The sequence below is a fragment of the Oceanicaulis sp. genome (assembly GCF_051859625.1).
Taxonomy (GTDB): Bacteria; Pseudomonadota; Alphaproteobacteria; order Caulobacterales; family Maricaulaceae; genus Oceanicaulis.
This window is the reverse complement of sequence record NZ_JBHYFH010000002.1, coordinates 83,946-109,781: the sequence shown is the minus strand read 5'-3', so window position 1 is coordinate 109,781 and position 25,836 is coordinate 83,946. Positions and strand designations below refer to the sequence as shown.

General features: G+C 62.9%; 27 protein-coding genes. 12 read left to right on the top strand and 15 right to left on the bottom strand.

Annotated features, from left to right (window positions below; genetic code table 11):
• Window positions 1-22 precede the first annotated feature (22 nt).
• Both ACTIGF_RS10000 and ACTIGF_RS09995 read right to left on the bottom strand, forming a co-directional pair.
• The gene (locus tag ACTIGF_RS10000; RefSeq protein WP_439636757.1) at window positions 23-400 is read right to left on the bottom strand and encodes a DUF6249 domain-containing protein; all 378 of its coding nucleotides are present in this window, start codon (window positions 398-400) and stop codon (window positions 23-25) included.
• Window positions 401-445: 45 nt separating this feature from the next.
• Complete coding sequence (locus ACTIGF_RS09995) at window positions 446-1,030, bottom strand: NnrU family protein (RefSeq protein ID WP_439636756.1); 585 nt, start codon at window positions 1,028-1,030, stop codon at window positions 446-448.
• 139 nt (window positions 1,031-1,169) lie between these two features.
• Between ACTIGF_RS09995 and ACTIGF_RS09990 the strand changes: the two genes are divergently transcribed.
• Both ACTIGF_RS09990 and ACTIGF_RS09985 read left to right on the top strand, forming a co-directional pair.
• Window positions 1,170-1,436, top strand: a complete 267-nt coding sequence (locus tag ACTIGF_RS09990) for a hypothetical protein (RefSeq protein ID WP_439636755.1) — start codon at window positions 1,170-1,172, stop codon at window positions 1,434-1,436.
• A 118-nt stretch (window positions 1,437-1,554) separates the two neighbouring features.
• The gene (locus ACTIGF_RS09985) at window positions 1,555-3,756 is read left to right on the top strand and encodes a M3 family metallopeptidase (RefSeq protein ID WP_439636754.1); all 2,202 of its coding nucleotides are present in this window, start codon (window positions 1,555-1,557) and stop codon (window positions 3,754-3,756) included.
• Window positions 3,757-3,812: 56 nt separating this feature from the next.
• Here the strand turns inward: ACTIGF_RS09985 and ACTIGF_RS09980 are convergent, their stop codons facing one another.
• Together ACTIGF_RS09980 and ACTIGF_RS09975 are read right to left on the bottom strand one after the other, a co-directional pair.
• Complete coding sequence (locus ACTIGF_RS09980; protein ID WP_439636753.1) at window positions 3,813-4,307, bottom strand: DUF2938 family protein; 495 nt, start codon at window positions 4,305-4,307, stop codon at window positions 3,813-3,815.
• The gene (locus ACTIGF_RS09975) at window positions 4,304-5,155 is read right to left on the bottom strand and encodes a class I SAM-dependent methyltransferase (RefSeq protein ID WP_439636752.1); all 852 of its coding nucleotides are present in this window, start codon (window positions 5,153-5,155) and stop codon (window positions 4,304-4,306) included. Before ACTIGF_RS09975 ends, ACTIGF_RS09980 begins: the two co-directional genes overlap by 4 nt.
• A gap of 76 nt (window positions 5,156-5,231) precedes the next feature.
• Between ACTIGF_RS09975 and ACTIGF_RS09970 the strand changes: the two genes are divergently transcribed.
• Window positions 5,232-5,675 carry a helix-turn-helix domain-containing protein gene (locus tag ACTIGF_RS09970; RefSeq protein ID WP_439636751.1) on the top strand — a complete coding sequence of 148 codons (444 nt, stop codon included), beginning with the start codon at window positions 5,232-5,234 and terminating at the stop codon, window positions 5,673-5,675.
• Here the strand turns inward: ACTIGF_RS09970 and ACTIGF_RS09965 are convergent.
• The 4 genes from ACTIGF_RS09965 to ACTIGF_RS09950 all read right to left on the bottom strand — a co-directional run bounded on the left by ACTIGF_RS09965 (window position 5,650) and on the right by ACTIGF_RS09950 (window position 10,063).
• Complete coding sequence (locus ACTIGF_RS09965; protein ID WP_439636750.1) at window positions 5,650-6,471, bottom strand: CPBP family glutamic-type intramembrane protease; 822 nt, start codon at window positions 6,469-6,471, stop codon at window positions 5,650-5,652. The genes ACTIGF_RS09970 and ACTIGF_RS09965 overlap by 26 nt on opposite strands.
• A gap of 2 nt (window positions 6,472-6,473) precedes the next feature.
• Window positions 6,474-7,262, bottom strand: a complete 789-nt coding sequence (locus tag ACTIGF_RS09960; protein ID WP_439636749.1) for a MipA/OmpV family protein — start codon at window positions 7,260-7,262, stop codon at window positions 6,474-6,476.
• A gap of 120 nt (window positions 7,263-7,382) precedes the next feature.
• Window positions 7,383-8,528: a helix-turn-helix transcriptional regulator gene (locus ACTIGF_RS09955; protein ID WP_439636748.1), complete on the bottom strand. Its 1,146-nt coding sequence runs from the start codon at window positions 8,526-8,528 to the stop codon at window positions 7,383-7,385.
• Window positions 8,529-8,626: 98 nt separating this feature from the next.
• On the bottom strand, window positions 8,627-10,063 hold the full coding sequence (locus ACTIGF_RS09950; protein WP_439636747.1) for an alpha/beta fold hydrolase: 1,437 nt from the start codon (window positions 10,061-10,063) through the stop codon (window positions 8,627-8,629).
• 49 nt (window positions 10,064-10,112) lie between these two features.
• Here ACTIGF_RS09950 and ACTIGF_RS09945 point away from each other — a divergent pair, with 49 nt between their 5' ends.
• The 3 genes from ACTIGF_RS09945 (at window position 10,113) to ACTIGF_RS09935 (ending at window position 13,183) form a co-directional block, all read left to right on the top strand.
• Window positions 10,113-11,768: a LytTR family DNA-binding domain-containing protein gene (locus ACTIGF_RS09945; RefSeq protein WP_439636746.1), complete on the top strand. Its 1,656-nt coding sequence runs from the start codon at window positions 10,113-10,115 to the stop codon at window positions 11,766-11,768.
• Window positions 11,769-11,887: 119 nt separating this feature from the next.
• The gene (locus tag ACTIGF_RS09940; RefSeq protein ID WP_439636745.1) at window positions 11,888-12,571 is read left to right on the top strand and encodes a type 1 glutamine amidotransferase domain-containing protein; all 684 of its coding nucleotides are present in this window, start codon (window positions 11,888-11,890) and stop codon (window positions 12,569-12,571) included.
• A gap of 105 nt (window positions 12,572-12,676) precedes the next feature.
• A complete protein-coding gene (locus ACTIGF_RS09935) occupies window positions 12,677-13,183 on the top strand; it encodes a hypothetical protein (RefSeq protein WP_439636744.1) in 507 nt (168 codons plus the stop codon).
• A 45-nt stretch (window positions 13,184-13,228) separates the two neighbouring features.
• On the opposite strand, the gene ACTIGF_RS09930 is transcribed toward ACTIGF_RS09935, so the two are convergent.
• The 4 genes from ACTIGF_RS09930 to guaA form a co-directional block, all read right to left on the bottom strand.
• The gene (locus ACTIGF_RS09930; protein ID WP_439636743.1) at window positions 13,229-13,639 is read right to left on the bottom strand and encodes a hypothetical protein; all 411 of its coding nucleotides are present in this window, start codon (window positions 13,637-13,639) and stop codon (window positions 13,229-13,231) included.
• Between the two features lie 180 nt (window positions 13,640-13,819).
• Complete coding sequence (locus tag ACTIGF_RS09925) at window positions 13,820-14,020, bottom strand: SlyX family protein (RefSeq protein ID WP_439636742.1); 201 nt, start codon at window positions 14,018-14,020, stop codon at window positions 13,820-13,822.
• The gene (locus ACTIGF_RS09920; protein ID WP_439636741.1) at window positions 14,020-14,334 is read right to left on the bottom strand and encodes a cupin domain-containing protein; all 315 of its coding nucleotides are present in this window, start codon (window positions 14,332-14,334) and stop codon (window positions 14,020-14,022) included. The genes ACTIGF_RS09925 and ACTIGF_RS09920 overlap by 1 nt, the downstream gene beginning before the upstream one ends.
• Window positions 14,335-14,360: 26 nt before the next feature.
• Complete coding sequence (guaA, locus tag ACTIGF_RS09915; protein WP_439636740.1) at window positions 14,361-15,929, bottom strand: glutamine-hydrolyzing GMP synthase; 1,569 nt, start codon at window positions 15,927-15,929, stop codon at window positions 14,361-14,363.
• A gap of 110 nt (window positions 15,930-16,039) precedes the next feature.
• On the opposite strand from guaA, the gene ACTIGF_RS09910 reads away from it, so the two are divergent.
• From ACTIGF_RS09910 to ACTIGF_RS09900, 3 genes are all read left to right on the top strand, one after another.
• The gene (locus ACTIGF_RS09910) at window positions 16,040-16,453 is read left to right on the top strand and encodes a hypothetical protein (RefSeq protein ID WP_439636739.1); all 414 of its coding nucleotides are present in this window, start codon (window positions 16,040-16,042) and stop codon (window positions 16,451-16,453) included.
• Window positions 16,454-16,527: 74 nt separating this feature from the next.
• Window positions 16,528-18,492 carry a copper resistance system multicopper oxidase gene (locus ACTIGF_RS09905; RefSeq protein WP_439636738.1) on the top strand — a complete coding sequence of 655 codons (1,965 nt, stop codon included), beginning with the start codon at window positions 16,528-16,530 and terminating at the stop codon, window positions 18,490-18,492.
• Window positions 18,489-19,286, top strand: coding sequence for a copper resistance protein B (locus tag ACTIGF_RS09900; protein WP_439636737.1), 798 nt, complete (start codon window positions 18,489-18,491; stop codon window positions 19,284-19,286). The genes ACTIGF_RS09905 and ACTIGF_RS09900 overlap by 4 nt, the downstream gene beginning before the upstream one ends.
• 298 nt (window positions 19,287-19,584) lie before the next feature.
• Here ACTIGF_RS09900 and ACTIGF_RS09895 read toward each other — a convergent pair whose 3' ends face one another.
• Window positions 19,585-20,901: an RsmB/NOP family class I SAM-dependent RNA methyltransferase gene (locus ACTIGF_RS09895; protein WP_439636736.1), complete on the bottom strand. Its 1,317-nt coding sequence runs from the start codon at window positions 20,899-20,901 to the stop codon at window positions 19,585-19,587.
• Window positions 20,902-21,160: 259 nt separating this feature from the next.
• Between ACTIGF_RS09895 and ACTIGF_RS09890 the strand changes: the two genes are divergently transcribed.
• Window positions 21,161-22,234 carry a bifunctional transcriptional activator/DNA repair enzyme AdaA gene (locus ACTIGF_RS09890; RefSeq protein ID WP_439636735.1) on the top strand — a complete coding sequence of 358 codons (1,074 nt, stop codon included), beginning with the start codon at window positions 21,161-21,163 and terminating at the stop codon, window positions 22,232-22,234.
• Complete coding sequence (locus ACTIGF_RS09885; RefSeq protein ID WP_439636734.1) at window positions 22,146-22,976, top strand: isocitrate lyase/PEP mutase family protein; 831 nt, start codon at window positions 22,146-22,148, stop codon at window positions 22,974-22,976. Before ACTIGF_RS09890 ends, ACTIGF_RS09885 begins: the two co-directional genes overlap by 89 nt.
• Before the next feature lie 54 nt (window positions 22,977-23,030).
• Here the strand turns inward: ACTIGF_RS09885 and guaB are convergent, their stop codons facing one another.
• A complete protein-coding gene (gene guaB / locus ACTIGF_RS09880; protein ID WP_439636733.1) occupies window positions 23,031-24,503 on the bottom strand; it encodes an IMP dehydrogenase in 1,473 nt (490 codons plus the stop codon).
• A gap of 170 nt (window positions 24,504-24,673) precedes the next feature.
• Here guaB and ACTIGF_RS09875 point away from each other — a divergent pair, with 170 nt between their 5' ends.
• Entirely contained in the window at window positions 24,674-25,051 is a 378-nt protein-coding gene (locus tag ACTIGF_RS09875) for a hypothetical protein (protein WP_439636732.1), read from the top strand.
• On the opposite strand, the gene ACTIGF_RS09870 is transcribed toward ACTIGF_RS09875, so the two are convergent.
• Window positions 25,048-25,818 (bottom strand): Coq4 family protein, encoded by a 771-nt coding sequence (locus ACTIGF_RS09870; RefSeq protein ID WP_439636731.1) that lies wholly within the window; start codon window positions 25,816-25,818, stop codon window positions 25,048-25,050. The two genes, ACTIGF_RS09875 and ACTIGF_RS09870, sit on opposite strands and share 4 nt — an antisense overlap.
• Between the last annotated feature and the right edge of the window lie 18 nt (window positions 25,819-25,836).

Genomic DNA, 25,836 nt, shown 5'->3' with positions numbered 1-25,836 from the left:
AGCTCCCCCTGCCAAGACCGGATCAGTCCTGGTCTTTCTTGCGAGCGAACAGACCGAACAGCATCAGAACCACGCCGATAAAGCCCGGGAAAGCCGAGACAGCCAGCATGATCGGAAACACTTCATCATCTGCTGACGTCATCTGGATCGTCCAGCCCATGACCACCAGCGCCGCCGCTATTGCGATCAGGATCGCGCCGGCTTTCAGATCGCCGCCTTTCGGCTTTTCCTGCACGCCCAGCGCCTTGATGGTCTCAGGGCTCAATTGCTGACCGCTGCGCACCGCTTCACGCACCGTCTCCAGCACAGCTTTGCGGCGCGACGCCGACCCGATCACATTCAGCGCGACAATCGCCACGACCATTGCAAACAGGCCCAGCGGAACCAGAATGTCTTCCATAATCAACCTCCAGATTTGGGACGCGCTCAAGGCGTCCTGTACCGCTTAGATGCCGGGTGCGGTGCGATTGGATGCAAACTCGACGATAGCGACGCCAAAAAGCTGCATGTGGAAATAAGCGATCAAGGCGGACGCCAGCAAGCCGACAAGCACAGCGGTGAGGTCCGCCCATAATTGGCCGGGTCGCGCAAAGTGCCCGCCGCTCCAATAGCCCTCGACCAGCAAGATCGCTGACCAGACAGCGAACGCGCCGAACAGCACGATGGAGGCGAGCTCGCCATTGGCCAGAAGATGCGAGCCCGACCACAAAAACACGCCCAGCGTCATCGGATGACGCGTGATCGAGCGGATATGGCTGGGCAGATAGGCGGCGAGTATCAAAATGATCGACAGCGGCACCGCCACCAACGCCAGCGTCCGCGTCCAGGCGGGCGGCCACCAGATATTGACGGAAGGGTGGGCCAGGATCTGACCATAGATGATCAAGGTCAGCCCGATCGTGCTGAGCACGGAATAGAAGATCGCAAACAGCGCTTCGCCGGTCACTTTGACCACAAGCGCCTTGATCCCCAAAACCCGCGTCAGATGCACCCCGATGAAAAACACCAGGCCTGTGATCAGCACGCCCATTCGCCGCCCTCCCCTTGAGCAGCGCGAATCCTAAACCGACTCTGTCCCTGCTGGCGAGTGGGCTTCTCCGTCTGCGGCGCTAAGTCTAATTGTCCCGTGTCTTACAAACGCCAGACTGGGGCGCAGGTCCGGAGGCTCTATGACAGATCTCTTGCGCTTCTTGCTCCGCCACGCTGTTTTGGGCATGGCGATCGGCATCGCCTTCACGGCGGTGCTTCTGGTGCTGGATGTCGGCCATCTCAGACAGCTGACCGAAGGCAGTGTGAGCGGAACCGGCGTCCGGCTCCTGCTGGCTTTTTTCATCGGCTCAACCTTCGCCAGCCTGCAGATGGGCATCGCGGTCATGTACGCCCCGCCCGGCGCCGGAACCTCAGCCGATGATGATGGCGAGGCTGGCGAAGACTGATCGCCTTCCCCATCTGACTCTTTCGTAATGCGCGCCTGCTGCTTGGACTGTTTCATAGCAGGGGGGCGATGCCCTATGGTGCGCGCAATCGAGTTATCATCCTTTGGGAGGGGATATCATGCGTTCACTTCTTCTCGCCGCCGCCAGCGGGCTGGCCCTCGCCGCCTGCAGCCAACCGGCCGACACCACGACCAACACCGAATCTCAGACGGCGCCGCACACGCAGGACGCCTCCATGTCTGATCAGGCGCACAGCACGAACCCGCTGATCGCCGAGTGGGACGGCCCGTTCGGCGGCGTGCCCGCCTTTGACCAGATGGATCTGTCCTATCTGCGCGATGCGCTGGAGATCGGCATGGACCGCTCCCGCGCCGAGATCGAGGCGATCGCGAACAACCCCGACGCGCCGACCTTTGAAAACACCATCGTCGCCATGGAGCGCACCGGCTCCACTCTGGACCGTGTCTTCACCTATTACGGCATCTGGTCGGCCAATATGAGCTCGCCGGAATTCCGCGAGATTCAGCAAGAGATGGCGCCGGTCCTCTCCGCCTTCTCGTCGGAAATCACCCAGAACGAAGCGCTGTTCGCGCGCATCCGCGCCGTCTATGAAAGCGAAGAAATGGCGACGCTGCGCCCCGACCAGCAGCGCCTCGTTCAGCTGACCTATGACAGCTTCGCCCGCAATGGCGCGACCCTTGAGGGCGCCGAGGCCGAGCGCTACGCCGCCATTCAGTCGCGTCTGGCTGAATTGCACACCCGCTTCGCCAACAATGTGCTGGCGGACGAAGAAAACTACGTCACCTATCTCAATGACGACCAGCTGTCCGGCCTGCCGGAAAGCTTCGTCACCGCCGCCGCGAACCTCGCCGCCCAGCGCGATCATGATGGCGAGTACGCCGTCCTGAACACGCGCTCCTCCATGGATCCGTTCCTGACCTATTCAGACGAGCGTGATCTGCGCGAGGAAGTCTGGCGCACCTATTACAATCGCGGCGACAATGGCGATGAGTATGACAACAACGCCATCATCGCCGAAATCCTGCAGCTGCGTGACGAGCGCGTTGAGCTTCTGGGCTATGACAATTACGCCCAATGGCGTCTGGAAAACCGCATGGCGGGCAATCCGGAAAACGCGCTGGAGCTGATGGAGACCGTCTGGCCGGCCGCCATCGCCCGCGTCGAGGAAGAAGTCGCTCAGATGCAGGCTCTGGCCGATGAGCGCGGCGACGACATCACCATCGAGCCGTGGGATTACCGCTACTACATGGAAAAGGTGCGTCAGGCCGAATACGACCTGAACTCCGAGGAAGTGAAGCAGTACTTCAACATCGAGAACCTGCGCGAAGCCATGTTCATGGTGTCGGGCGAGCTGTTCGGCTTCCAGTTTGAAGAAATCACTGACGGCTCCGTGCCGGTCTTCCACCCCGACGTCCGCGTCTGGGAAGTCACCAATCGCGACACCGGCGCCCATATCGGCCTGTGGTATCTCGACCCCTACGCCCGTCAGGGCAAGCGCTCGGGCGCCTGGGCGAACAGCTATCGCGGCCACACCACCTTTGACGGTGAAGAAACCGTGCTGTCGTCCAACAATTCAAACTTCATCCAGGGCGCGCCCGGCGAACCTGTGCTGATCAGCTTTGACGATGCGACGACCTTCTTCCACGAAATGGGTCACGCGCTGCACGCCCTGTCCTCGAACGTCGCCTATCCGTCGCTGAACGGCGGCGTGCGCGACTACACCGAGTTCCAGTCCCAGCTTCTGGAGCGTTGGGTGCTGACCGAGCCGGTGATCGAGAACTATCTGCGTCACGCCGAAACCGGCGAGCCGATGCCTGATGATCTGGTGGCCCGCATCCGCGCCGCCTCCACCTTCAATCAGGGCTTTGCGACCACCGAGTATCTCGCCTCGGCGCTGGTGGACATGTACTTCCACACCGCCGACCCTGAAGGCATCGACCCCGATGCGTTCGAGCGTGAAACGCTGGAGCGTCTGGGCATGCCCGACGAGCTGCCGATGCGTCACCGCACCCCGCACTTCGGCCACATCTTCTCCGGCGAAGGCTATTCGGCGGGCTATTACGGCTATATGTGGGCCGATGTCCTGACCTCGGACGCCACCGAAGCTTTCATGGAAGCCCCGGGCGGCTTCTATGACGCCGAGATGGCCGAACGCATGGTTCAGTACCTGTTCGCACCGCGTAACTCGATTGATCCGGCCGAGGCCTATCGCCAGTTCCGCGGCCGCGACGCCACCGTCGAGCCGCTGATGCGCGACCGGGGCTTCCCGGTGCCGGGCGAAGAGGAAGACGGCGAATAAGCCTCTCCCCTTAGATCAGACCAGACGGGCGGCTCGATGAGCCGCCCGTTTTGCATTCAGGCCTCCAGCCGCGCCATGCCGATCGCCGTTGCAAACAGACCTGCACCGAAGATCAGATGGGTGATGAGTGTCTGGATCCGCGCCGACCACGGCGTTCGTGTCCGGGACGCGAACAAACCGCGTCCAAGCGCGGGTTGAAGGATCAAGAAAGGCGCAAGCGCGGTGATGGCGCCAAAGACGAGAGCGGGCGTGATCGCGGGGTGCGTCACCCAGTCTCTGCCCATGATCAACACAAAGAGCCCAGCGTAGACCATGCCGATCGCATAATGCAGCGCCCATCCCAAAACGCGCTCCAGAACCGATAGAGGCGCCTCTTGTTCGGGCGACACACTCAAGCGCCCAGCCTTCAGGCCGTCAATCCAGCGCGCGAGCCACCCATAGTCGAGCATGGGCGCGCCTGTCGCCTGCTGACGCAAGACCGCCCAGATATCCATGATGAGGCTGGCGCCCAGCCCCAAAAGCACGCTGTACGTGACCCCGCCAGAGGTCATACCGACACGCCGCCCGGCGCATCCGCGGATATGATCCAGCAGGCGGCTGTGAACCGGATGCGTCCGCCTGACTCATATGGGGCATAGGCCTTGCGAAGGGACTCGATCAGCGCCGTCTGAAGCCGGGGTTCCAGGGCTTGATAGACCAGTCCGACAGCGCCCAGCCGGGTCATGTAGAGCTCAAGGGAGTCCAACGTGAAACTGGCGGGAAAATCGACCGCCTCGAACCTCACATTGCGCCAGCCTGCGGCGTCCAGAAGGGGCGTCACCGTGTCCGGGTCCGCAAACGCGAACGGCCCCACTTCACCATCCTTGCGGCGGCTGAGATCGGGCAGCATATGCTCGGCGGCGCGCTCAGCGGTCGTCAGGAATGCATTTTCCAGCGCACTGCGCCAGACAACAAGACGGAGTGCGCCTCCGGGACGCGTGGCGTGAAGCAGATTGGCGAAGGCGGCCTTGGGATCGTTGAAGAACATGACGCCAAAGCGCGACACGATCAGATCGAAGCGCGCGGGTTCAAACCCATGGGTCTCAGCGTCATCCTGTATAAAACAGGCGGGCGCGCCTGTGACCTCCGCCCGCTCGCGCGCAAGCGCGACAAGCTGCTCTGACACGTCTACGCCGATACAGCTGCCGGTCGCCTCAGCAATCTGCAGGCTGGTCCCACCGGCGCCGCAGCCCACATCCAGCACGCGCTGGGCGGCAAGCGATTGTGTTTGAGCTGTGAGATACCCGGCGATCGCGGAGAACATTTCATCAAGCACGCTCTGGGCCTCGACCCAGGCATGACCGGCGGGACCGTTCCAGATTTGCGTCTGATCAGGTCTTTGAGTGGGCGCGTGTGACATGGGAGCTCCTAAAAATTATTGCGAAAGGCTCGCAACAGGCGCACACTGCCACTTCAAGCCAACTTGAGGTCAAGCCGTGCCCGATCTTGATATCAGCCAGGTCGCCCGCCACACCGGCCTGCCTGCCTCCACCTTGCGCTATTACGAGGAGCGCGGACTGATCCGGGCAGTCGGTAGGCGTGGCTTGAAACGCCTGTTCGAGGCCGAGGTCATCGAAAGGCTGTCGTTGATCGCACTGGGTCAGGCGGCGGGATTCACCCTTGATGAGATCGCCGCCATGTTCGGCGACGGCGACCAGCCCCGCATCGAACGCGCGCGGCTGCTGGAAAAGGCTGATGAGCTGGATCAGTCCATCAGGCGGCTCACCGCCATGCGCGATGGTCTGCGCCATGCCGCAGACTGTCCGCATCCGCGTCATATGGACTGCCCGAAATTCCAGCGCATCGTGGACGTGGCGGCGCGCGGCGCGTTAAGCCGTGCTCGAACAATGACGCTCAAGCCGCGCCCGACACCACGCTGATCACCACCCACATCAGGATGACGCCCTCAAGCCCATGAAGGATCACGGCCATCCAGTTTGATCGGAAAAGCTGAGCCGGCAGAGCGTATACGATGCAGCTGGGGATCAGGGCCGGCATCATCCAGAATTTGTGCGCGTGATAGCCCGCAAACAACACGCCATTGCCCAGGAACGCCCAGCGCCCCCATGCCCTGACCATGCGGGGCAAGAGCACGCCATGAAACAAGAGCGCCTCGCCCAGCACATAGTTGAACAGGCACGACACAAGCGCGAGCCCGACCACGTCCCAGCGCCCCTCCAGCTGAGGAATAGCAAGTGTCTGGATAAAGGCGTAAGCGGGCGCCAACGCTTCCAGCTGACGCCCCAACGGCGTTGAGCTAAACCAGGCCTCAACGGCGTAATCGCCGAGCCAGCCCGCCACGAACAGGAAGGGTATGACAAAGAAGGCGGGCGGCGCCGGTTTGCGCCCGATCGGCCAGAGCGGCGGGTTCAACCAGAGCCGAGCCTTGAGCGCGGACCAACGCCACTCAACGCCCTCCAGGTGCAAGACGATCACCGCCACGACGGTCTGCCAGACCATGCCCAGAATTATGCAGCGCCAGAAGATCAGACCGGGCAGATCTGCGCTGTGCCGGATCCAGAGCGGGGCGATGATCCAGGCCAAGACCGGCATGGGAACCGCGACGGCCAACCAGATCATCCCGATCCGCGCGGTCTCGCGCCATCGCGCGGCGCCGGACAGGGGCGGCGCTATGACGCCGCCCTGCCCCGCCTTCATGAACCGAAGCGCGTCCATGATCAGAACCGGCGCATCACGCCGACAAACATCCCCGCCGAGCCGTCATCGGCCATCAGCGGGCTGTCGGCGATGTCCGAACCATAAAACTCAGCCTGAACGCCCCCGATCAGCAGTGTCCGCTCGGTCAGCTGATAGCGCGCCTGGACGCCCAGATTTGGTGTCCAAACACCGCCCGAGGGCGCGCCCGGCGTCTCGCCGAACTCGTAGACGAGACCGCCCAATGCTTCGTCCGCACCGATGCCGTAAAGCCAGGTCGACAGATCCGCATCACTCCACACGACCCCGGCGGAGACTTCCAGTTCCAGTCGATCGATCAACAGGGCGGACCAGGCGAGGTTCAAGTCCACGGACTGGCCGCCTGACTGGTCCGTGATATCAATCAGGTATTCTGCGCTGGCGCTGAACGCGCCCCGTTGCGCGCTGAGACGCAGCCCCGCATCCACGCCGATGTCGCGGTCGAGCTCGTCAAACATTTCAGTGTCGTCCGGATCGACGAATGGAATACGAGGGCTGATCCGCGCGTCCAGCTGGACAGCTCCGGCGTCAAGCGCGCGCCAGCTCAGCCCGCCGAGATCAAGCTGCACCCGTCCTTGCTGGAAGAAGAAGAGCGGCAGCGCGCCCAGCTCCACGTCATTCTTTGCGGTTTCATATGGGTTGGTGCTGGCGTGGACAGCCGCGCCGAGCATGAACACGCGCCTGGAGGCGTCCTCTTCACTTTGTGCGGATGCGGAGAACGGGAGGGCGGATGCGGCCAGCAACACAACGGCGCCAGTCAGAAGTTTGGTCATGACAAGTCTCTTCTTTGGGGGAGGTGACTTGTCGGCTGTAGCAAGACGCACGCACGCTGGCGTCCGAACGGACCCGTTCAGACCTTCGCCGCGTCCGAACGGGACGGGTCGGACAGAGGGTCACCCCTCGCGAAAAGCGCTCGGCGTGCGTCCGGTCGTTTTCTTGACGGCCAGATTGAAAGTGGAGCGCGAGTTGAACCCCACATCATAGGCGATGGTCAGCAAAGGGTCAGAGGTCCGCCGGATGCGCGTCACCGCCTCCTCGACCCGCAAGCGATTGACATAGTCGAAGAAGCTCGTGCCCAGATGCCCGTTCAGGCTTTGCGACAAATGGTTGGGACTGACCGCGAGACGCGACGCCAGCGCGCTGAGCGACAACATCGGATCGCGATAGAGTTTGTCTCTCTGCATGACCGCGTCCAACCGCCCGGCGATCTGCGCCTGACGCTCTGCAGACAGGGCGGAGCGCGCATATTTCTCCACCGGCTCCAAGGTTTGCGGAGCATCGGTCTGATCGCGATAGACCGGCGTCTGCCACAGCCCGTACAGGCCCAGCGTGACGATCCAGGCGCACTCCACCAGCGCATCTACGAGATCGATAACGGGATCGGAGATCAGCGAGAACAGAAAGACCGTGGTGATCGCCGCCCAGCTCCATGCGGCCAGCATGATCAACAAGACGGCCCGCAACCAGGACAATGTCCGGTTCTCGATGTTGGAGAAAATCTGGCGAACCGTCTTGAGATGGCGGGTCAGCACCCAAAAGGCAGCGCTGAGATAGGCGAGCGTCATCACCAGGAACAGACCTCTGAACACCAGCACCACGATGATGGCGAATGGGGTGTCTGCATCGCTCAGTCCGTAGACAGTCTGCCTGAGCGGGGCGGGCAAGATGAAAAAGCTCAGGCTCGCCACAAACGCTGCGATCGCAGGCCCCCAGATCACCAGCTTCAGACGCATCGGCCACGCCACATCCGGCGTCCGCGTCATATCGAGGACATAGACCAGCAAGACCGGCCCGTAGAACAGGCGGAACGGCCAGAGGACGCCGACCAGAATGGGGACCTCATCATAAAAGCCCGACTGATCAAACAGGAGTTCAAATCCCGACAGAGCGCTCAGGATCAAGAAGGCAGCGAGACCCTTGCGGGCATGGCGCGGCCTGGCGTCCGCCTCACGCCGATCCTGCAAATAAAGCTGCAACGCGGCGAACAAGGCCACGCCCACCTCGACTGAGGAGATGAACTGCACCCAGGCTTCGGTCATTGAAAAGGCCTCTCCACACAGGCTTGATCCATCAAGACTGGCTGTGAATGAAAGACCTGACAATGTCCGGCGCGCACCCCGGAGGCCGAGACAAGCCCCTAAAACGGCAGTTCAGTCAGGTCCGGCAACGGCGCGGTGATCCGCGCGCCGTCCACATCCTCACCCGCCATGAAGGCGTGCATGACCGCGTGAACCTCAGGCGTCGTCATGAAGAGGTTGTGTCCTGCATTCTCGACGATCACCCAGTCCACATTCGCCATGGCGGACAGCGCCTCGCGCTGGCTGTCGGGATAGGTGCGGCCATCGAGCGTACCCGAGAGCAGCAGGATCGGCGTATCGCCCTGCGGCGCTGTGCGAAACGCGTCATCCAGTCCGAAACCGCTCCACACCCCGTTCAGCTGGGGCATCGGAAAGTTCAGATAGGCGCCCAGCAGCGCCGTTTGCGCTTCAGCCTCCACCTGCGCCAGACGCGCCTCTGTAATCCCCGACGCCAGGTCCATGGCGGTGGACATCGGGCTCAAGGTGATCGGCTGTCCCAGTTCGTAGAAGCGCGCCACGATCCCCGAGGCGATGAAGGCGCTGCCCGCCTGGTCGATCTCGGCGTACATGGCGAGTGCGATCGCCGCGAGGCCCGGATCCGCGATCAGACCGGAGGTCATCTGTTGCAGGTCCCGGCGTTGCAGCAAGAACGGATGCACGCCGTCTCGGGTCTGCACCTGGATCATCATGGGCTCGGCCTCTAGCCGGGCGTGCACCCGCGCCATCAGGCGCGCAATATCGGGATAGGCAGCGGACGCCGCAGGCTGCGTGTTCACAGCTGCTTGCAGCCTTTCAATGTAAGCCTCTGTCTGTGATGGCAGTTTCACGGTCTGGTCGAGACCTTCCGCACTGGCCAGGATGGCGCGATCAATTTCGTCGGGTATCGTTTTGAGCGCCGCCATGGCCAGATGCGTGCCATAGGAAATACCCCACAGCGTCACCTGCTCTGCGCCCAGATGGGCGCGCAGATCGGAAATATCCGCGACGCTTTGCGCCGTGGTGTAGCCGTCGATCTCCACACCTTGCTCATGCCAGAACATCCGGCATTCCAGCGCGGCCTGACGATGGGCCTCCGCAAACTCGGCGTCGGTTGTGGCTTCGGTGTCCGGCACGGCCACATGGGACACGCAGCCGGGCAGGTCATTGCTCGACAGGCCCGTGCCGCGCTGATCAAAGGCGATCACATCGCCATGCTGACGCATCTGCATGAACAGCTCGAAACGCTGCGCGCGCGCCGTACCGGTTCCCGAGCCGCCCGGCCCGCCGGCGAGGTAGACGATGGGCGGCCCCTCCGCCCCGTCCAGCGCCGGGAAGCGGACATACCCGATCTCGATCATCCGGCTATCCGGATCGTTGCGGTTTTCCGGCGCCAGGAACGCGCCTTGATACGCCTCGACGCTGTCGCCGGCGTTGCTGGTGAAGGTTATGGGATCTTCCGCCTGAGCGGCGCCTGTCAGCGCCAGAGCGGAAACGATTGCAAACAAGCCTGACCGCATGTGTTTCTCCATTATGACATCATCCCGCTCTTGCGGCGGGGCAAGGAGCATGGTTGGTCTGATCAGCGCCCTGTGTCAGGCGCGCTTCGGTCAGCGGCGCGGCCTGATCGGTGAACGGCGCCCGGAGAGAGCCCAGTTGAAGATCCAAGCGCACACCCTGCTCCCCCTTGCATTGGCGCTGCTGATTGGGCTCGCCCTGCCGTCTGGCGCGCACGCACGCCAAGCCATCAATCTCAGCGGCCTTCCCATGGTGGTCTGCCCTGTCGAAGCTCAACAAGCCTCGCCGCCGGCGTTTGACGCGTCCACATGCGAACCCGGACGGTTTTACGCCCTTGACCCGCAAGGCCGGGACCTCTGGGCGCGACTGATTTTCAACGTCGATCAGGACTGGATCGACACGTCCGGCCCCAAGGGCGTCTTCATTTCAGGCCTCGCCGCCAGCGAATTGCATCTGAACGGGGTGAAGATCGGCGCCAACGGCCAGCCCGGCCCAGACCGGGCGTCAGAACGTCCCGGCCGCATCGATTACGCCGCCCACGCCCCGCGCGATCTGTTTGTGGCGGGCGAGAACACGCTGGATCTGCGCCTGTCCGGCCATCACGGTTTTCTGACCCTGACAGCGCCGATGCAAGGCCTGTTTCTGGACGAGTACAGCTCTCCCACTGCCGACATTCTAAGCTATTACTGGCCCGGCCTGATCATGCTCGGCGTGTTCATTCTGGGGGGGATGGTGTTTCTCGCCATGGCCGCGCGGTCAGAAGACCGCGAAGCGCCGATCATTCTCGCCGTGATGAGCGCCAGCCTGGGCGCGCAGCTGCTGATCGAGACGTCCCGCGGGCTCGTCGCCTATCCCTACCCGCTACATGATGCGCGGTTGATCGGCATTGTTCTGGGCGCATATGTCTTCTCGCTCAGCCTCATCGCCTATGGCTTGAAGGAATTCTCCGCTCTCAGCCTGAAGCGCCGCCTGTCGGGCCTGGCAGGCGCGGCTGTCGTGCTGCTCGCGCCGGTCGCTCTGGCCCGCGGCTTTGACGGCAAGACCTGGACCACGCTCACTTTGGCGTTCGGCCTTGTTGCGCTCGGCGCGGGTTATGCGACCGTGAAAGGAAAGCGCGGCGCCTGGCCCTACGCCGGCGGCTTCAGCCTCGCCATGGTCCTGGCGGTTTTCACCCAGAGCCAATTCATCGATTTGCACCTGTACTGGCTGGGAGCGCTGTTCCTGATCGCGCTCTTCATCCGGCAGGCGCTGAGCCTGATCCGCGAACAGGCGCGCCGCCGCGCTGAAACCCGCCGGGCCGAAGCGCTGGATACGGCGCTCGCTCTGGCGCAGCAAGCGTCCAAGCCCGCAGTGCTGACGCTCGAAAGCGCGGGTCGCACCGATTATGTGCGCACTGAAGAGATCGTCCGCATCCAGGGCGCAGGCGATTATGTGGACCTGGTCTATGCCGATGGCCGCACTGTGCTCTACACGCTGACGCTGACGGCGCTCGAACAGCTTCTGCCTCCCACATTCCTGCGGGTGCATCGCTCTCATATCGTCAACACCGCCTATGTGGACCATCTGGAGCGTGAGCCGGGCGGCGGCGGGCGACTGGTGCTGACGACCGGCGCGATCGAAGTCCCCGTCAGCCGCCGCATCATGCCACGGGTGAAAACCGCATTGTCACGGTCTGGCGCAGCCTCCACTGCACCGTCAGCCCTTTGAGCGGAACGTGTCCAAGCCCCGGACGTTAGCAAAGAGACCCCGATGGCTGAGGACGCGCGCTTGTAAGCCGCCCACAGCCCCTTACCTCTAGCGGCACACCCCCGATAGGAGCTCCCCCCATGAATATCCTGATGGTCCTGACCTCACACGATCAGCTTGGCGACACCGGCGAGAAGACCGGCTTCTGGCTCGAAGAATTCGCCGCCCCCTATTACGCGTTCAAGGATGGCGGCGCGACCCTCACCCTCGCCTCGCCTAAGGGCGGCCAGCCGCCGCTTGATCCCAAGAGCGACAGCGAAGACGCCCAGACCGAAGACACAAAACGCTTCAAGGGCGACGAAGACGCGCAGAAGGCGCTCGCCAATACGGTGAAGCTCTCAACGGTGAGCGCGGATGATTTTGACGCCGTCTTCTATCCCGGCGGCCACGGCCCGCTTTGGGATCTGACCAATGATGATGATAGCGTGGCGCTGATCGAGGCGTTCTGGAACGCTGACAAGCCGGTCGCAGCGGTCTGTCACGCCCCGAGCGTTCTTCTGAACGCGAAGGACGAGCACGGCCATCCGCTGGTCAAAGGCCGCAAGGTCTCCGGCTTCACCAATTCCGAAGAAGAGGCTGTGGGCCTCACCAATGTCGTCCCCCACCTGCTGGAAGACGCGCTCAAGGAAAAGGGCGGCGATTATCACAAGGGTGAGGACTGGGCGCCCTTCGCCGTCTCTGATCACCGCCTGATCACCGGTCAGAACCCGGCCTCGTCCAAGCCGGTCGCTGAAGCGCTGATGGCTCAGCTCAAGATCGGCTAAGTCCACTTAGAAAGGCCCCGGGCGAAAGTCCGGGGCTTTTTGCATCTCGTTAAATCCCCTGAGGCGATACTGGGCCGAACCTGGCGATGCCTGATGGGGGAATTTATGCGTGTTATGATTCCGGCGATGCTCCTACTGGGTCTCACCGCCTGTCAGGAAGCCGCAGGTCCGCCCCCTGAGCCGGATTATCCCGCTCCCAATTACCATATCGCACAGCGCGCCTATGAAACCGCCCTGCGGTTTGACGGCTATGACAATCTGGCGAGCGAAAGCCGGGCCGAGCGCATGTCCGCCTTCCGCTATCAGCTGGAGGTTCAGGAAGCGCGACGCGAACGCACCCGCGAAGATACGCTGGTGGCGCTGGACGCCTTAAGACGTGTTGATCTTGCGGACTGCGCCTGGCGCGGCGTCAGCGAAGACGAGCTGCCCGATTGGGCGCGCGAGCGGCTGCAAACGGCCCCGCCGGCCGCTTATGAGTGCGACTTCACGCTCTATTTTCAACGCTCTGGACCGCCGCCCGGACCGCGCCTGACCGCAAGCGCCACAGGCCTGTTCTTCATGCGCGACGGGGATTGGCATTTTATGGGCCGCATGCCCAACCCGTATAATTGACGCGATAGCTGCAGCGTTTTTGCGGACGCCCGCTCGCCAGTGGCGTCAAGACTGGCTTCGACGTCCGCCCGTGGCGACGCCGGAGACCAGAAAGGCCAGCGCCAGCACGCCCAGAATGGCCGCGACCACATAGAATTCCGCGTCATGGTTGCCCAGCGCGCCAGTATATCCAAGGATCGCGAACACCCCCGCCAACCCCGCGAACAACGTCACCAGAAACCCGGTCGCGCCGGTCGCCCGCGGCGGCGTGGCGTCAAACTCCGCATGAGGCGCATCAATGTCGGTGAGCAAGGCCTCAGGCGGCTCCTGACCGGAGGCGGCATAGGCTTTGAGAAGCTCGAGCCGGGCCTGTGTGTTCTTGAACCGCATCAGGCTGCTCCACCCGGCAGCGATAAAGAAGCCGAGCGGAAACAGAAGCCACCAATACGCGCTGAAAAGTGCGACGAAGCTGTCCATGAATCAGGTCTCCTGTGCCTGACGCGCCTTCAAGCGGCGCGCCGTGTGCGTCACCCACAAGGAGTGATCTGAGGCACAAGATGATCCAGGATCGACCGCTTCGTCAGGGAAGCCTGTCACGTCAAAACGGTGACATGTGTCATGAAGGCGGCGATGCGAACACCGCCCCATTTGCGCGCTTTAGTAATGCGGCGGCTTCTCATTGCCCGGCGCGGGCAAGCCCGCTTCCAGCTCGGCGATCCGGCCGTCAGACTGGCTCAAGCGCGCCTTCAGCGCCTCGATCTCTTTAGTCTGACGGGTCAGAACCTCGGACAGGTCATCGAGCATTTGCTGCTGCTCGGCCACATGGATTTCAAGCTGGTCGAGGCGGTTGGAACTCATCACACGCTTCCTGGCGTTTCAATCACAAGCACGCGCGCCGCGCCCTGCGGGTGCGCCACATGGGCGTCACCGGACTGGGCGTGAAACACGTCGCCCTCATCCATCGGCAGGACAGAGATCTCACCGGCGGCGTTCTTGACGTGCATGTCGAGCCTGCCCTTGAGAAGAACAAACACCTCCGGGCCGTCATTGACATGCCATTTATAGGGCTGATCGGTCCAGTGCATCCGAACGGTCGCCGCATCAAAGCGCTCAATGTCCAAGGCGGCCCAGGCGCGCTCGCCCGTATAGCTCTCTGGCTTGATCAGTCTCATCTGCGGCTCCGGTCAGATTGGCCGCCCTATTCCCACTCAATCGTGCCGGGCGGCTTGGAGGTGACGTCATAGACGACCCGGTTCACGCCGCGCACTTCATTGATGATGCGGGTGGCGACACGGCCCAGGAAGTCATGATCGAACGGGAAATAATCGGCCGTCATGCCGTCCGTCGAGGTCACAGCGCGCAGGGCCAGCACATTGTCATAGGTGCGGGCATCGCCCATCACGCCGACCGTCTGGACCGGCAACAGCACGGCGAAGGCTTGCCAGATTGAATCGTACAGGCCGGCCTTGCGGATCTCCTCGATATAGATCGAGTCCGCCTTGCGCAGGATGTCGGCCTTGTCCTTGGTCACTTCGCCCGGAATACGGATGGCGAGGCCCGGCCCCGGGAAAGGGTGACGACCGATAAAGCTCTCGGGCAGGCCCAGCTCGCGCCCCAGCGCGCGGACCTCGTCCTTGAACAGTTCGCGCAGCGGTTCGACGAGCTTCATGTTCATGCGCTCGGGCAGACCGCCGACATTATGGTGCGACTTGATGGTCACGGAAGGACCGCCGTCAAAACTCACGGACTCGATCACGTCCGGATAAAGCGTGCCCTGGGCCAGGAAGTCGGCGCCGCCCACGCCCTTCGCCTTGTCTTCAAAGACGTCGATGAAGAGCTTGCCGATGGTCTTGCGCTTTTTCTCCGGATCGCTTTCGCCCGCCAGCGCGGACAGGAAGCGCTCTTCCTCGTCAGCGGCGACCAGCGGAATATTGTAGTGCTCACGGAACAGCGAGACGACCTGATCGGCCTCGCCGGTGCGCATCAGGCCCGTGTCCACGAACACGCAGGTCAGCTGATCGCCGATGGCTTCGTGGATGAGCACGGCGGCGACAGAGCTGTCCACACCGCCCGACAGACCACAGATCACCCGGCCCGAGCCGACCTGTTCGCGGATCTTGGCGATGGCCTCTTCCTTGAAGGCGGCCATGGTCCAGTCGCCCTTCAACCCCGCAATATTGTGGGTGAAGTTGCGCAGGATCAGCGCGCCGCGCGGGGTGTTGACCACTTCAGGGTGGAACTGAACGCCATAAAAGCGCCGTCCCTCATCCGCGATGGCGGCGAAGGGCGCGTTCTCGCTGGCGGCGATGGGGTGGAAGCCCTGCGGGATCGCGTTGACGCGATCGCCATGGCTCATCCAGACGCGTTCGAGATGGCCCACCGCGCCCAGACCCTCAAACAGCGGGCTGTCGGCGACGATCTCGATATCAGCGCGGCCGAACTCGCGTTCCTCAGCCGTCTCCACGCTGCCGCCCAGCTGGGCGCACATGGTCTGCTCGCCATAGCAGATGCCCAGCACCGGCAGGCCGCGTTCGAAGACGCTTTGCGCCGCGCGCGGCGTGCCTTCGCCGTGGACGGAATTGGGACCGCCCGACAGGATGATCGCCTGGGGCGCATAGCCGTCCAGGAAGGCGTCATCGACACGATTGAAGGGGTGGACCTCGCAATACACGCCGCTTTCGCGGAGCCGGCGAGCGATCAGCTGGGTGACCTGACTGCCAAAGTCGATCACCAGCACTTTTTCATGATGGGCCTGAATCTCGGTCATGGCTGCGCATAGCGCAGACGGACGCGTTTCGCCAGAGGGTAAGCGCACGCGCGCGCCACATCCGGATGCAAATGGTTTTCCTCCGGCTGCGGGAGTGCTATGTTGCGACTATGATTCAACGGTTCGCCGCCTCCCTGCCCAAAATCCTGACCGCGATGATCTTCATCGCGTGCTGGACCGTGCAGGTGTGCGCCCAGCCGATTGAACCCGGCGGTCATGAACACGCGCATGTGGCTACGCACGCGCCAGCCATTACTGACCACCGGATGGCGGGGCACGCCCATCACGCCGCCGCCAAAGACCAGGCCGATCCGCATTGCGACGACAACGCATTGTGCGGCGCGGCGCTGGTGCTCAGCGATACGCCCCAGCTGGACGCCCCGGCGATTCTTCCCGCGGCGCCACGCCCGAACCTGGCGCTCTTGCGGCGCACCGCGGTGAAAGCGCCCGTCTATGATCCGCTGCGGCCCAGACCACCGCCACGACAAACCCCCGTCCAGCTTCATTCGGTCCAGCACAACTAGGACGCCAGACACGCTGATCCGCGCCTTGCGCGGGCTTCGCCCTGTCTGACGAACCCTGTTGAAAGACTGAAATCATGCTTACGAGACGATCCTGGCTGACCGGCGCCGGCGCGCTGGCCGCCGCCAGCCTGACCCCGAACTGGGCCTATGGCGCCCGCGCCCTCACCCAGCGCGCGCCCGACGCCCTGACCGGCACGCAGTTCAATCTGGATATCGCCCGCACGCCCTTCCGCGTGGATGGCCGCCGCGACAGCGCGCTCACGGTGAACGGAACCGTGCCTGCGCCGCTCTTGCGCTGGCGCGAGGGCGATGAAGTGACGCTCAACGTCACCAACCATCTCAACGTGGACAGCTCCATCCACTGGCACGGCATCCTGCTGCCCTTCCAGATGGACGGCGTTCCCGGCGTGAGCTTCCCCGGCATCCGCCCCGGCGAGACCTTCACCTACCGCTTCCGGCTGCGCCAGTCTGGCACCTACTGGTATCACAGCCATTCCGGGCTTCAGGAGCAGGAGGGTCTTTACGGCCCGATCATCGTCGATCCGGCCCATCATGATCCGGTCGGCTATGACCGCGAGCATGTGCTGGTGCTGAGCGACTGGACCTTCATGTCGCCCGAGGCGCTGTTCAACCGGCTGAAAACCAATCCTGAAAGCCTCAATTACAATCACCGCACTTTGGGTGATCTGGTCCGCGACATGGGCGAGGACGGCGCGCGCGCCGCGCTGTCAGACCGCGCCATGTGGGGCCAGATGCGCATGAAGCCCACCGACATCTCAGATGTGGGCGGCGAGACCTACACCTATCTGATCAATGGCCAGGGGCCGGGCAGCAACTGGACGGGCCTGTTTGAGCCCGGCGAGCGGGTGCGCCTGCGCATCATCAACGCCTCGGCCATGACGATCTTCAATCTGCGTATTCCGGGTCTTGCTTTGCAGGTCGTGCAGGCGGACGGGCAGAACGTGGCGCCGGTGGAGACCGACGAGCTGCAGATCGGCGTGGCGGAAACCTATGACGTCATCGTCACCCCGCGCGAGGACCGGGCCTATACGCTGATGGCGGAAAGCATTGAGCGCCTGGGCTATGCCCGCGCCACTCTGGCGCCGCGCGAGGGCATGACAGCGCCGGTTCCCGAACTGCGCCCCACCCCGCTTCTGACCATGCGCGACATGGGCATGGATCACGGCGCCATGGGGCATGGCGGAATGGATCATGGGTCAATGGCTCAGGGCCAGATGGATCATGGCAGTATGGGCCACGGTTCGATGGATCATGGGACGATGGGCCATGGCTCCATGGATCATTCCGGGGCGATGCAGGACGACGCACCTGTCATCCACAACCATTCCGAAGGCCCCGGCGTCGCCAATCTCAATACGGCGCCGATCAGTCGTCTGGATGAACCGGGGATCGGGCTGGAGGATGTGGACCATCGCGTCCTCACCTATTCCCAGCTGCGCAGCCTTGACCGCAATCCTGATGTGCGCGCGCCGGGCCGTGAGATGCAGATCCACCTCACCTCCAACATGGAACGATACATGTGGTCGTTTGACGGCGTACGCTTCACCGAGATCGAGGCGCCCATCGTCTTTCATGAGGGCGAGCGGCTGCGGGTCACTTTGGTGAACGACACCATGATGCCCCACCCCATTCACCTTCACGGCATGTTCTTTGAGCTGGTGAACGGCGGCGGCGATCACAAGCCGCGCAAGCACACCGTGATCGTCAAACCGGGCGAGCGCCTGGCCTTTGACGTCACGGCGGACGAGCCCGGCGACTGGGCCTTCCACTGTCACCTGCTCTATCACATGCATGCGGGGATGATGCAGGTGGTCTCGGTGCGGCCCGGGCCGATGGATCATTCAGCGCACCAGGGTCACTCCGGACATGAAGGCCATGATCAGCCGCAACCCGCGCCGATGGACCATTCGAGCCATGGCGGCGGCCATCAGGCTCATCACGCCCCTGCGCCAGAGCCTGAACCGGCGCCCGCCCACCATAATCACCATTCCGGTCATCACGGAGGTGACGCATCATGATCCGCTCACTCCTTCTGGGCGCGACCTGCGCCCTCGTCTCCGCCCCTGCCCTCGCGCAAAGCCACGAGGGCGACCACGCCGAACCGCTGTGGAACGCCGCGGATCGGTATTTCGACGCCGATGTGATGGCCCGGGCGCGTCATGACGTGCTGCACCATTCGGGCGCCACGAAGCATTCCATGGTGATGATCGACCGCTTGGAATGGCAGGATGCAGACGGTGAAACCGCCCTCAAATGGGAGGGCGGCGTCTGGACCGGCGGCGACATCAACCGCCTCGTCATGAACTACAAAGGCGCGTACCTGCCCGACGAAGACAGCTTTGACGGCGGCGAGGTGGAGCTTTTGTACAGCCGCGCCGCGACCCGCTATTTCAACGTCCAGACCGGCCTGCGCCATGAGTTCGGCCCGGACGAGACGCAAGGTGTGATCGGGGTCGAGGGCCTGGCGCCCTACTGGTTCGAGGTGAACGCCCACGCCTATCTGGGCGGCGAAGCCGGCGCCGCCATCGAGGCTGAAGCGGAGTACGAAATTCTCTTCACCCAGCGCCTGATCCTGCAACCGGTCGTCGAGACCCGCTTTGCGTTCGGGGACGCCCCCTCGCTCGATCAGGGCACGGGCTTCACGGATATCGAAGCCGGTCTACGCCTGCGCTATGAAATCCGCCGCCAATTCGCCCCCTATGTGGGCGTCAGCTGGGAGCGCAAGCTGGGCGAAACCGCGACGATCGCCCGCTCCATGGGCGACGAGGTGGAGGAAACCGCCCTCCTCGCCGGTGTGCGCCTCTGGTTCTAACGAGAAAGGCCCCGGCAATGCCGGGGCCTTTTTCTTGGGCGAGCCCGAGTACGGGTTCAGCCTCAGCCTGACTGAAACAGCTCAGGATCACATTCTCAATCGTCCAGAATTCGATCACCTCGAATCCATTGGACAGACAGAATTATTGTAGTGAGTAACAAGTACAGCCCCAGCATCAAGAAACCACCCTTCCAGAAGCCGGTCAGCAAGTACCCCACAATAAAATAGATTCCCGACCACATCAAAAGCGCGGTGAAGAGAATCAATAGCTTGCTTGTCAGGCTCATGCTTCAAACCACTACTTCGCCCGCTCCATCACACAGACATAGAACCCGTCCGTATTTGTGCGGTGCGGGGTGAGCTGGATTGCGCCGAAGCGGCCTTCGATGGCTTTCAGGCGATCTTGTGCGCCTTCGGCGAGGCGGCCGGACTGGGCCATGGCCTCGCTTGTCGGCACAGGCGTGAATTCAGGGTGCGTTTCAAGAAAGTGCGCGACCCGGTCCTCGTTTTCTTCGGGCAGGATCGAGCAGGTCACATAAACGAGGCGTGCGCCCGGTTTGACGAAGCGCCAGGCCTTGGACAGCACTTCATCCTGTTCGGACTGACGGCGCTTGAACGCCTCTTCCTTCAGCCGCCATTTGCTGTCGGGGCGGCGCCGCCAGGTGCCCGCGCCCGAGCACGGCGCATCCATGAAGACGCAATCAAGCTTCCCCTCAAGATCGCCCAGCGTTTCCGCTTCCTTGCCATCGCGCACCTGCACATTGCGAGCGCCCGAGCGTTGCAGGCGCGGCCAGATCGCGCGCAAGCGGCGGCCATCATAATCCCAGGCGTAGAGCTGACCGGTGTTTTCCATCAGCGCCGACAGCGCCAAAGTCTTGCCGCCCGCCCCGGCGCAATAATCGAGCACCTGGCCGCCCTTGATGTCGCCCGCCGCCAAAGCGGCCAGTTGCGAGCCGATATCCTGCACCTCGACCCAGCCCTTGCCGAACGCAGGAATGCTGTCAGCCCCCGGCGCCTTGGCGCGCGGATCGGTTTCAGGAATGCGCAGGCCATCCAGGATCAGGTCAGAGACCTCGATGTTCTTGATTTTGGGGGCGACCGCGCCGAACGCCTTGTCCGGCTCGGCTTTCAGACGGTTCACCCGCAGATCCACCGGCGCCCGGCCGGCCATGGCCTGACCTTCCGCTTCGGCGGTTTCGCCATAGGCGCGCTCAAAGCTCGGCCCCAGCCATTCGGGCACGTCGGCGCGCACATGAAGCGGCGCGTCAGCGTCGAGCCCTTTGGACAACGCCTCAATCTCGGACTCTGTCAGGGGCTCAGGCGCATGCTCATCGCCTTCAAACACCGCGCTGATGGCGCTGGCGTCCATGTCCCACGCATAGGTCAAAGCGCCCAGCACCAGCGCGCGCGGCGTGTCCTCGCCCATCACATGTCGCAAGGCGCCGCGGCGACGCAGCGCGTCCAGCACCAGACCCGATATCCAGGCGCGATCCCCCGATCCGGCGAACCGATGCGCCTTGCCCCAATCGCGCAAGGCGTCCTTCACCGGCTGGTGCCGGTTCATCACCGTATCAAGCACGTCAATGGCGCCGGCGATCCGTCCTGCGTCGCGCATGGAAAAGTCTTTCTTTTCTTTGGCCCTTCGGGCTGGGTGTTCCGCCATTCGGCGGGCGCGCTTTGCGCTTTGGGAGCAACGCTCCGATGGTTGTTCGCCCTTAGGGGCTGATGGTCCGCCATTCGGCGGGCGCGCGGTCGCGCTTTCGGAGCAAAGCTCCGGGGTGGCTGATCACAGAGGGTCTTAGGCTCTGCAGTCAAAATCAATAAACGCCCGAAAATCGGCGTCATGCTCTCGCGCCCTCTGATACACAGTCTGCATGTTGTTTTCACGCCCTTCCGACACCGCGCTCTATTACGCCCTTCTGAACCGGGACTCCGCCTGGGACGGCCGAATGTTTGTCGACGTCACCTCCACCGGCATTTTCTGTCGCCTCAGCTGCCCGGCCCGAAAGCCAAAAGCAGAGAATTGCCGCTTTCACGAGACGGCGGCGGAGTGCCTTGATGCGGGCTTCCGCCCCTGCAAACGCTGCAAACCGCTGGAACACGGCATGGAGCCGCTCGTCGCGGACCTGTCTGCAAAGCTCAACGCCGATCCGGGGCGGCGCTGGCGCGAAGATGATCTGGTCGCCCTCGGCCTGGACCCGTCCACCGTACGGCGCGCCTTCAAGCGGCAGCTCGGCGTGACCTTTCTGGAGCTGGCGCGCTTGCGACGACTGCAGGAAGGCTTTGCGGCCCTGGGCGGCGGCGAGCGCGTGATCGAGGCCCAGCTGACCGCCAATTATGACTCCGCCAGCGGCTTCCGGTCCGCCGTCAGCAAGCTGTTGGGCCTCGCGCCCGGCGCCTTTCGCGATGACGCACTGCTGCGCTGCGCGCCGATCTCCACGCCCCTGGGGCCGATGATCGCCGTCGCGGATGACCACGCCCTACATCTCTTGGAGTTCATGGACCGCAAAGCCTTGCCCACAGAGCTTAAACGCCTGTCCGAGCGGACGCCGGGCGGGCTCGGCTTCGGACGCACAAAGCCACACGCCATGATTGCAAATGATCTGGAGGACTATTTTAACGGCAGGCTGCGAGACTTTCAGGTTCCCGTGAAATTTCACGGCAGCCCGTTCACGCAAGCTGTCTGGCGTGAACTGCAGGCGATCCCCATGGGACAAACCCGCAGTTACAGCCAGCTCGCCGCACAAATGGGCCGACCTTCCGCCGTTCGCGCGGTCGCCCGCGCCAATGGCGATAATCAGCTCGCTTTGATCATCCCGTGTCACCGGGTGATCGGCGCCGACGGATCATTGACCGGGTATGGCGGCGGGCTTCATCGCAAGCGCGCCTTGCTTGATCTTGAACAGCAAGCCGCGCCTCTGCCCGAGAGGAATGACGCTGATGTATGATCATTTTGCTTCACTGCACGCCCCGGGGACTCCCTTGGTGCTGTTTAACGCCTGGGACGCCGGCAGCGCGCTCGCCATTGAACGCTCAGGCGCCAAGGCCATCGCCACCTCCAGCTGGGCGGTCGCCGCCGCCTTGGGATTTGAAGACGGAGAATCCCTGCCGCTGGAATGGCTGGAGCGGATCACCCGCCGGATCGCCAAATCCATTTCCGTGCCGCTGACGGTGGATATCGAGACCGGGTATTCAGAAGACCCTGCCGAAGTCGCCGATCACGCCTTGCGCATCCGCAATACGGGCGCCGTGGGCATCAATATCGAGGATCGCGACCGCAAGACCGCGAGCCCCGTCCCGCTGGCGAAGCACGTCCTCAAATTGCGCGCCATCTCGAGCGCCCAGAAGTCTGAAGGCGAACCCCTGTTCATCAATGCGCGCAGCGACGTGTTCTTTGACCCCGAAGACCCCAGCCATCCCACTGAACGCATGGGCCATGCAGTGGAGCGCGCCCATGCCTATGTGGACGCAGGCGCAGACGGGATTTTCTTCCCCGGCCTCACAGACCCCGATCTGGTGGCGAGACTGGTTGAGGAGATCGGAGCGCCCATCAATGTGATGGTCCCCGATGTCGAACAGCTCAAGATCATGAAACAGGCCGGCGCGCGCCGCATCAGCTTCGGCCCGGCGCCGTATCTGTCGGCGATGGAGATGCTGACCAATTGCTCGCGCGAGGCGTTGACGCTCTGAAACGAAAAACGCCCGGCGTTTCCGCCGGGCGTTTTCATTCAAACCTCACCCTGTCTAGGACGGGGTCGGATAGTTGGGCGCTTCGCGGGTGATCGTCACGTCATGGACGTGGCTTTCTTTAAGGCCCGCGCTGGTGATGCGCACGAACTCGGCTTTTTCCTGAAATTCCTTGATCGTCTTGGCGCCGGTATACCCCATGGCGGCGCGCAGGCCCCCCACCATCTGATGCAGGATCGGCGCAATCGGACCCTTGTAGGGCACCTGGCCTTCGATCCCTTCAGGCACAAGCTTCATCCGGTCGGTGACTTCCTTCTGGAAATACCGGTCGGCGGAGCCGCGCGCCATGGCGCCGACAGAGCCCATGCCGCGATAGGATTTATAGGCCCGGCCCTTGTACAGGAAGGTCTCGCCCGGCGCTTCTTCTGTGCCCGACAGCATGGAGCCCATCATCACGCTATCCGCGCCTGCAGCGATCGCCTTGGCGAGGTCGCCGGAATACTTGATCCCGCCGTCTGCGATGATGGATCCGTCAAAGCCGTCCGCCGCCCGTCGGCAATCCATGATGGCGGTCAGCTGGGGCACGCCCACGCCCGCCACGATGCGGGTGGTGCAGATCGAACCGGGTCCGATGCCCACTTTCACCGTGTCAGCTCCCACATCAAACAAGGCGCGCGCGCCGTCATAGGTGGCCACATTGCCCGCCACGACCTGGGTGGCGTTGGAGGCGGCCTTGATGCGTTTGACTTGTTCAAGGACGGAGGCGGACATGCCGTGCGCGGTGTCGATCACGACCGCGTCCACACCCGCATCAATCAAGGCTTCAGCGCGTTCAAACCCGGCGTCGCCCACTGTGGAGGCGGCGGCGACGCGCAGGCGACCGTGTTCGTCCTTGGCGGCGTTGGGATAGGCCTCGGCCTTGATCATGTCCTTGACGGTCATCAGGCCGACGCAATGGCCCGCGTCATCCACGACCAGCAACCGCTCAATGCGGTGCTTGTGCAACAGACGCCGCGCTTCGGCCTGATCCACGCCCGGCTTGACGGTGACCAGGTTCTCACGGGTCATCAGCGACGCCACAGACTGGTTCAAGTCATCGGCGAAGCGGACATCGCGATTGGTGATGATCCCGACCAGTTTGCCGTTCACGCCCTCCCCGCCTTCCACAACGGGAATGCCGGAAATCTTGTGATGGTTCATCAGAGCCAGGAGTTCGGCCAGCGTCGAGTTAGGCGAGATGGTGATCGGATTGACCACCATGCCGCTCTCATAGCGTTTGACGCGGCGGACTTCTTCAGCCTGCTCTTCGATCGTCAGATTTCGGTGGATGACGCCCAGACCGCCATCCTGGGCCATGGCGATCGCCAGACCGGCTTCGGTCACCGTATCCATGGCGGCCGACAGAATGGGAATGTTCAGGGTGATCGACGGCGTGAGCCGTGTTCGCACCAAAGCGTCAGCGGGCAAAACCTCAGACGAACCGGGCTGCAAGAGCACGTCGTCAAAGGTAAGCCCCTCGCGAATCTGCATGGGGAGGCCTCCTTGTCTCTTGCGGGGCCGCTTTAGCAGGTTTCAGCGTTAGCGCAAGGCTGTTTAACCGCGCGGCTCGACGGATTGCCCCGTTTAGCCTACATGGTTATGGTAAACCAACCTGTGCGCGTAATACGCGTATTCCCCTGACAGGTATAAGGAAATTACGCATGAGACTCGTTGCGGTTATTGATGATGACCCTGTTGAGATGACAATTTTGTCAGGCCTTGCCGAACATGTTCCCGGATCGTTTCACTTTGACCATTATAATTCAGTGAATGCTTTTTGCGAGGATCCGAAAGCGTCCGATTACGATCTCGTCTTCCTCGACCGCCGTGTGCCCCCCCACAGTGATTACGTCGAGAGTCTTCCCGTGCTGGACGGCTGCGGCTTTGACGGCATCGTCGTCATGCTGACCGCTCGCCGACTGGGGCCGGGCAAACCCAAAAGCCGGTTGCGGCTGCTCGGACCTTACGAGAAGCTCGACATCCAGGACCCTGAAGTCATGGAATACCTTCTGAACGGACGGCCGGCGCCGGGCCTTTAGGCCTTTGCGCTTACCGGTTCAGGCCCGGTCCAGCTGTCGCGAACCTCGCGGTACAGCGGATCCGGCACAAGATTCAGGTGCGCCCGCGCCTCTTCCAGCGGCAAAGGCAGCAGTTCGGTCAGATCCGTAACGACCATATCCGTGCTCTCGCGCGCCATTTTCCGCGCATTCGCCATCATGCGGCCCACAGGCCATTGCCAGATTTCCGAGCGGATGCGCAGGCCCGCGAACATGCCCAGAAGGCGTGAACCACGCGTGCCGTTCTGATTGCCGTTATAGGTCAGCAGCAGAGCCTCCCCCAGCGGATCACGCCCGTACCCGGTCAGCACATGATGCAAGTCATGGGCGAGGTGGAAGGTATAGGTCATCGCTGCGAATTCGGGATACTCGCGCTCAAGCTGCGCATATAGATCAGGCGCATTCTCCACAGCGGCCACATGCACGCCCAGCGGGTCGAGATTCTCACTATCAAGATAATGCAGATACGCCGCAGCGAAGGTTCCGCGGCCGTAGGATTTCAAGGTTTCACGATCGAGCAGCTTGTTCGCAAAACGCGTGCGATCCTCAATCTGGCTGCGCCCGAAGTCTGAATTGGCGAACCGGCCCAGAATGCCGCCCATGCTCTGCCCGTTCACGGCGCGGAAAAACTCGAACACATAGCGCGTGTCGTCGCGATCACCGACCAGCCCCCAGAACGCGCTCCAGGCGCGGATCGGGTTGAACGGTTCCCACGGATAGGGTGGGCAGGCTGCGTGCTGCTCGGTCATGACTGTCCTCCCGGCGGT

Coding starts and splice junctions, on each gene's coding strand:
- ACTIGF_RS09930 (WP_439636743.1), bottom strand. CDS start 13,639: ATGGACAGCTTCGTCGCACTTTTCAGCGCGTATTGGTGGCTTCTGTTT.
- ACTIGF_RS09945 (WP_439636746.1), top strand. CDS start 10,113: ATGGTTGGTCTGATCAGCGCCCTGTGTCAGGCGCGCTTCGGTCAGCGG.
- ACTIGF_RS09920 (WP_439636741.1), bottom strand. CDS start 14,334: ATGAGACTGATCAAGCCAGAGAGCTATACGGGCGAGCGCGCCTGGGCC.
- ACTIGF_RS09935 (WP_439636744.1), top strand. CDS start 12,677: ATGCGTGTTATGATTCCGGCGATGCTCCTACTGGGTCTCACCGCCTGT.
- ACTIGF_RS09990 (WP_439636755.1), top strand. CDS start 1,170: ATGACAGATCTCTTGCGCTTCTTGCTCCGCCACGCTGTTTTGGGCATG.
- ACTIGF_RS09950 (WP_439636747.1), bottom strand. CDS start 10,063: ATGCGGTCAGGCTTGTTTGCAATCGTTTCCGCTCTGGCGCTGACAGGC.
- ACTIGF_RS09885 (WP_439636734.1), top strand. CDS start 22,146: ATGGCGGCGGGCTTCATCGCAAGCGCGCCTTGCTTGATCTTGAACAGC.
- ACTIGF_RS09975 (WP_439636752.1), bottom strand. CDS start 5,155: ATGTCACACGCGCCCACTCAAAGACCTGATCAGACGCAAATCTGGAAC.
- ACTIGF_RS09875 (WP_439636732.1), top strand. CDS start 24,674: ATGAGACTCGTTGCGGTTATTGATGATGACCCTGTTGAGATGACAATT.
- ACTIGF_RS10000 (WP_439636757.1), bottom strand. CDS start 400: ATGGAAGACATTCTGGTTCCGCTGGGCCTGTTTGCAATGGTCGTGGCG.
- guaA (WP_439636740.1), bottom strand. CDS start 15,929: ATGACCGAGATTCAGGCCCATCATGAAAAAGTGCTGGTGATCGACTTT.
- ACTIGF_RS09890 (WP_439636735.1), top strand. CDS start 21,161: ATGTTGTTTTCACGCCCTTCCGACACCGCGCTCTATTACGCCCTTCTG.
- ACTIGF_RS09925 (WP_439636742.1), bottom strand. CDS start 14,020: ATGAGTTCCAACCGCCTCGACCAGCTTGAAATCCATGTGGCCGAGCAG.
- ACTIGF_RS09905 (WP_439636738.1), top strand. CDS start 16,528: ATGCTTACGAGACGATCCTGGCTGACCGGCGCCGGCGCGCTGGCCGCC.
- guaB (WP_439636733.1), bottom strand. CDS start 24,503: ATGCAGATTCGCGAGGGGCTTACCTTTGACGACGTGCTCTTGCAGCCC.
- ACTIGF_RS09870 (WP_439636731.1), bottom strand. CDS start 25,818: ATGACCGAGCAGCACGCAGCCTGCCCACCCTATCCGTGGGAACCGTTC.
- ACTIGF_RS09955 (WP_439636748.1), bottom strand. CDS start 8,528: ATGACCGAAGCCTGGGTGCAGTTCATCTCCTCAGTCGAGGTGGGCGTG.
- ACTIGF_RS09980 (WP_439636753.1), bottom strand. CDS start 4,307: ATGACCTCTGGCGGGGTCACGTACAGCGTGCTTTTGGGGCTGGGCGCC.
- ACTIGF_RS09985 (WP_439636754.1), top strand. CDS start 1,555: ATGCGTTCACTTCTTCTCGCCGCCGCCAGCGGGCTGGCCCTCGCCGCC.
- ACTIGF_RS09995 (WP_439636756.1), bottom strand. CDS start 1,030: ATGGGCGTGCTGATCACAGGCCTGGTGTTTTTCATCGGGGTGCATCTG.
- ACTIGF_RS09900 (WP_439636737.1), top strand. CDS start 18,489: ATGATCCGCTCACTCCTTCTGGGCGCGACCTGCGCCCTCGTCTCCGCC.
- ACTIGF_RS09940 (WP_439636745.1), top strand. CDS start 11,888: ATGAATATCCTGATGGTCCTGACCTCACACGATCAGCTTGGCGACACC.
- ACTIGF_RS09910 (WP_439636739.1), top strand. CDS start 16,040: ATGATTCAACGGTTCGCCGCCTCCCTGCCCAAAATCCTGACCGCGATG.
- ACTIGF_RS09965 (WP_439636750.1), bottom strand. CDS start 6,471: ATGGACGCGCTTCGGTTCATGAAGGCGGGGCAGGGCGGCGTCATAGCG.
- ACTIGF_RS09960 (WP_439636749.1), bottom strand. CDS start 7,262: ATGACCAAACTTCTGACTGGCGCCGTTGTGTTGCTGGCCGCATCCGCC.
- ACTIGF_RS09895 (WP_439636736.1), bottom strand. CDS start 20,901: ATGCGCGACGCAGGACGGATCGCCGGCGCCATTGACGTGCTTGATACG.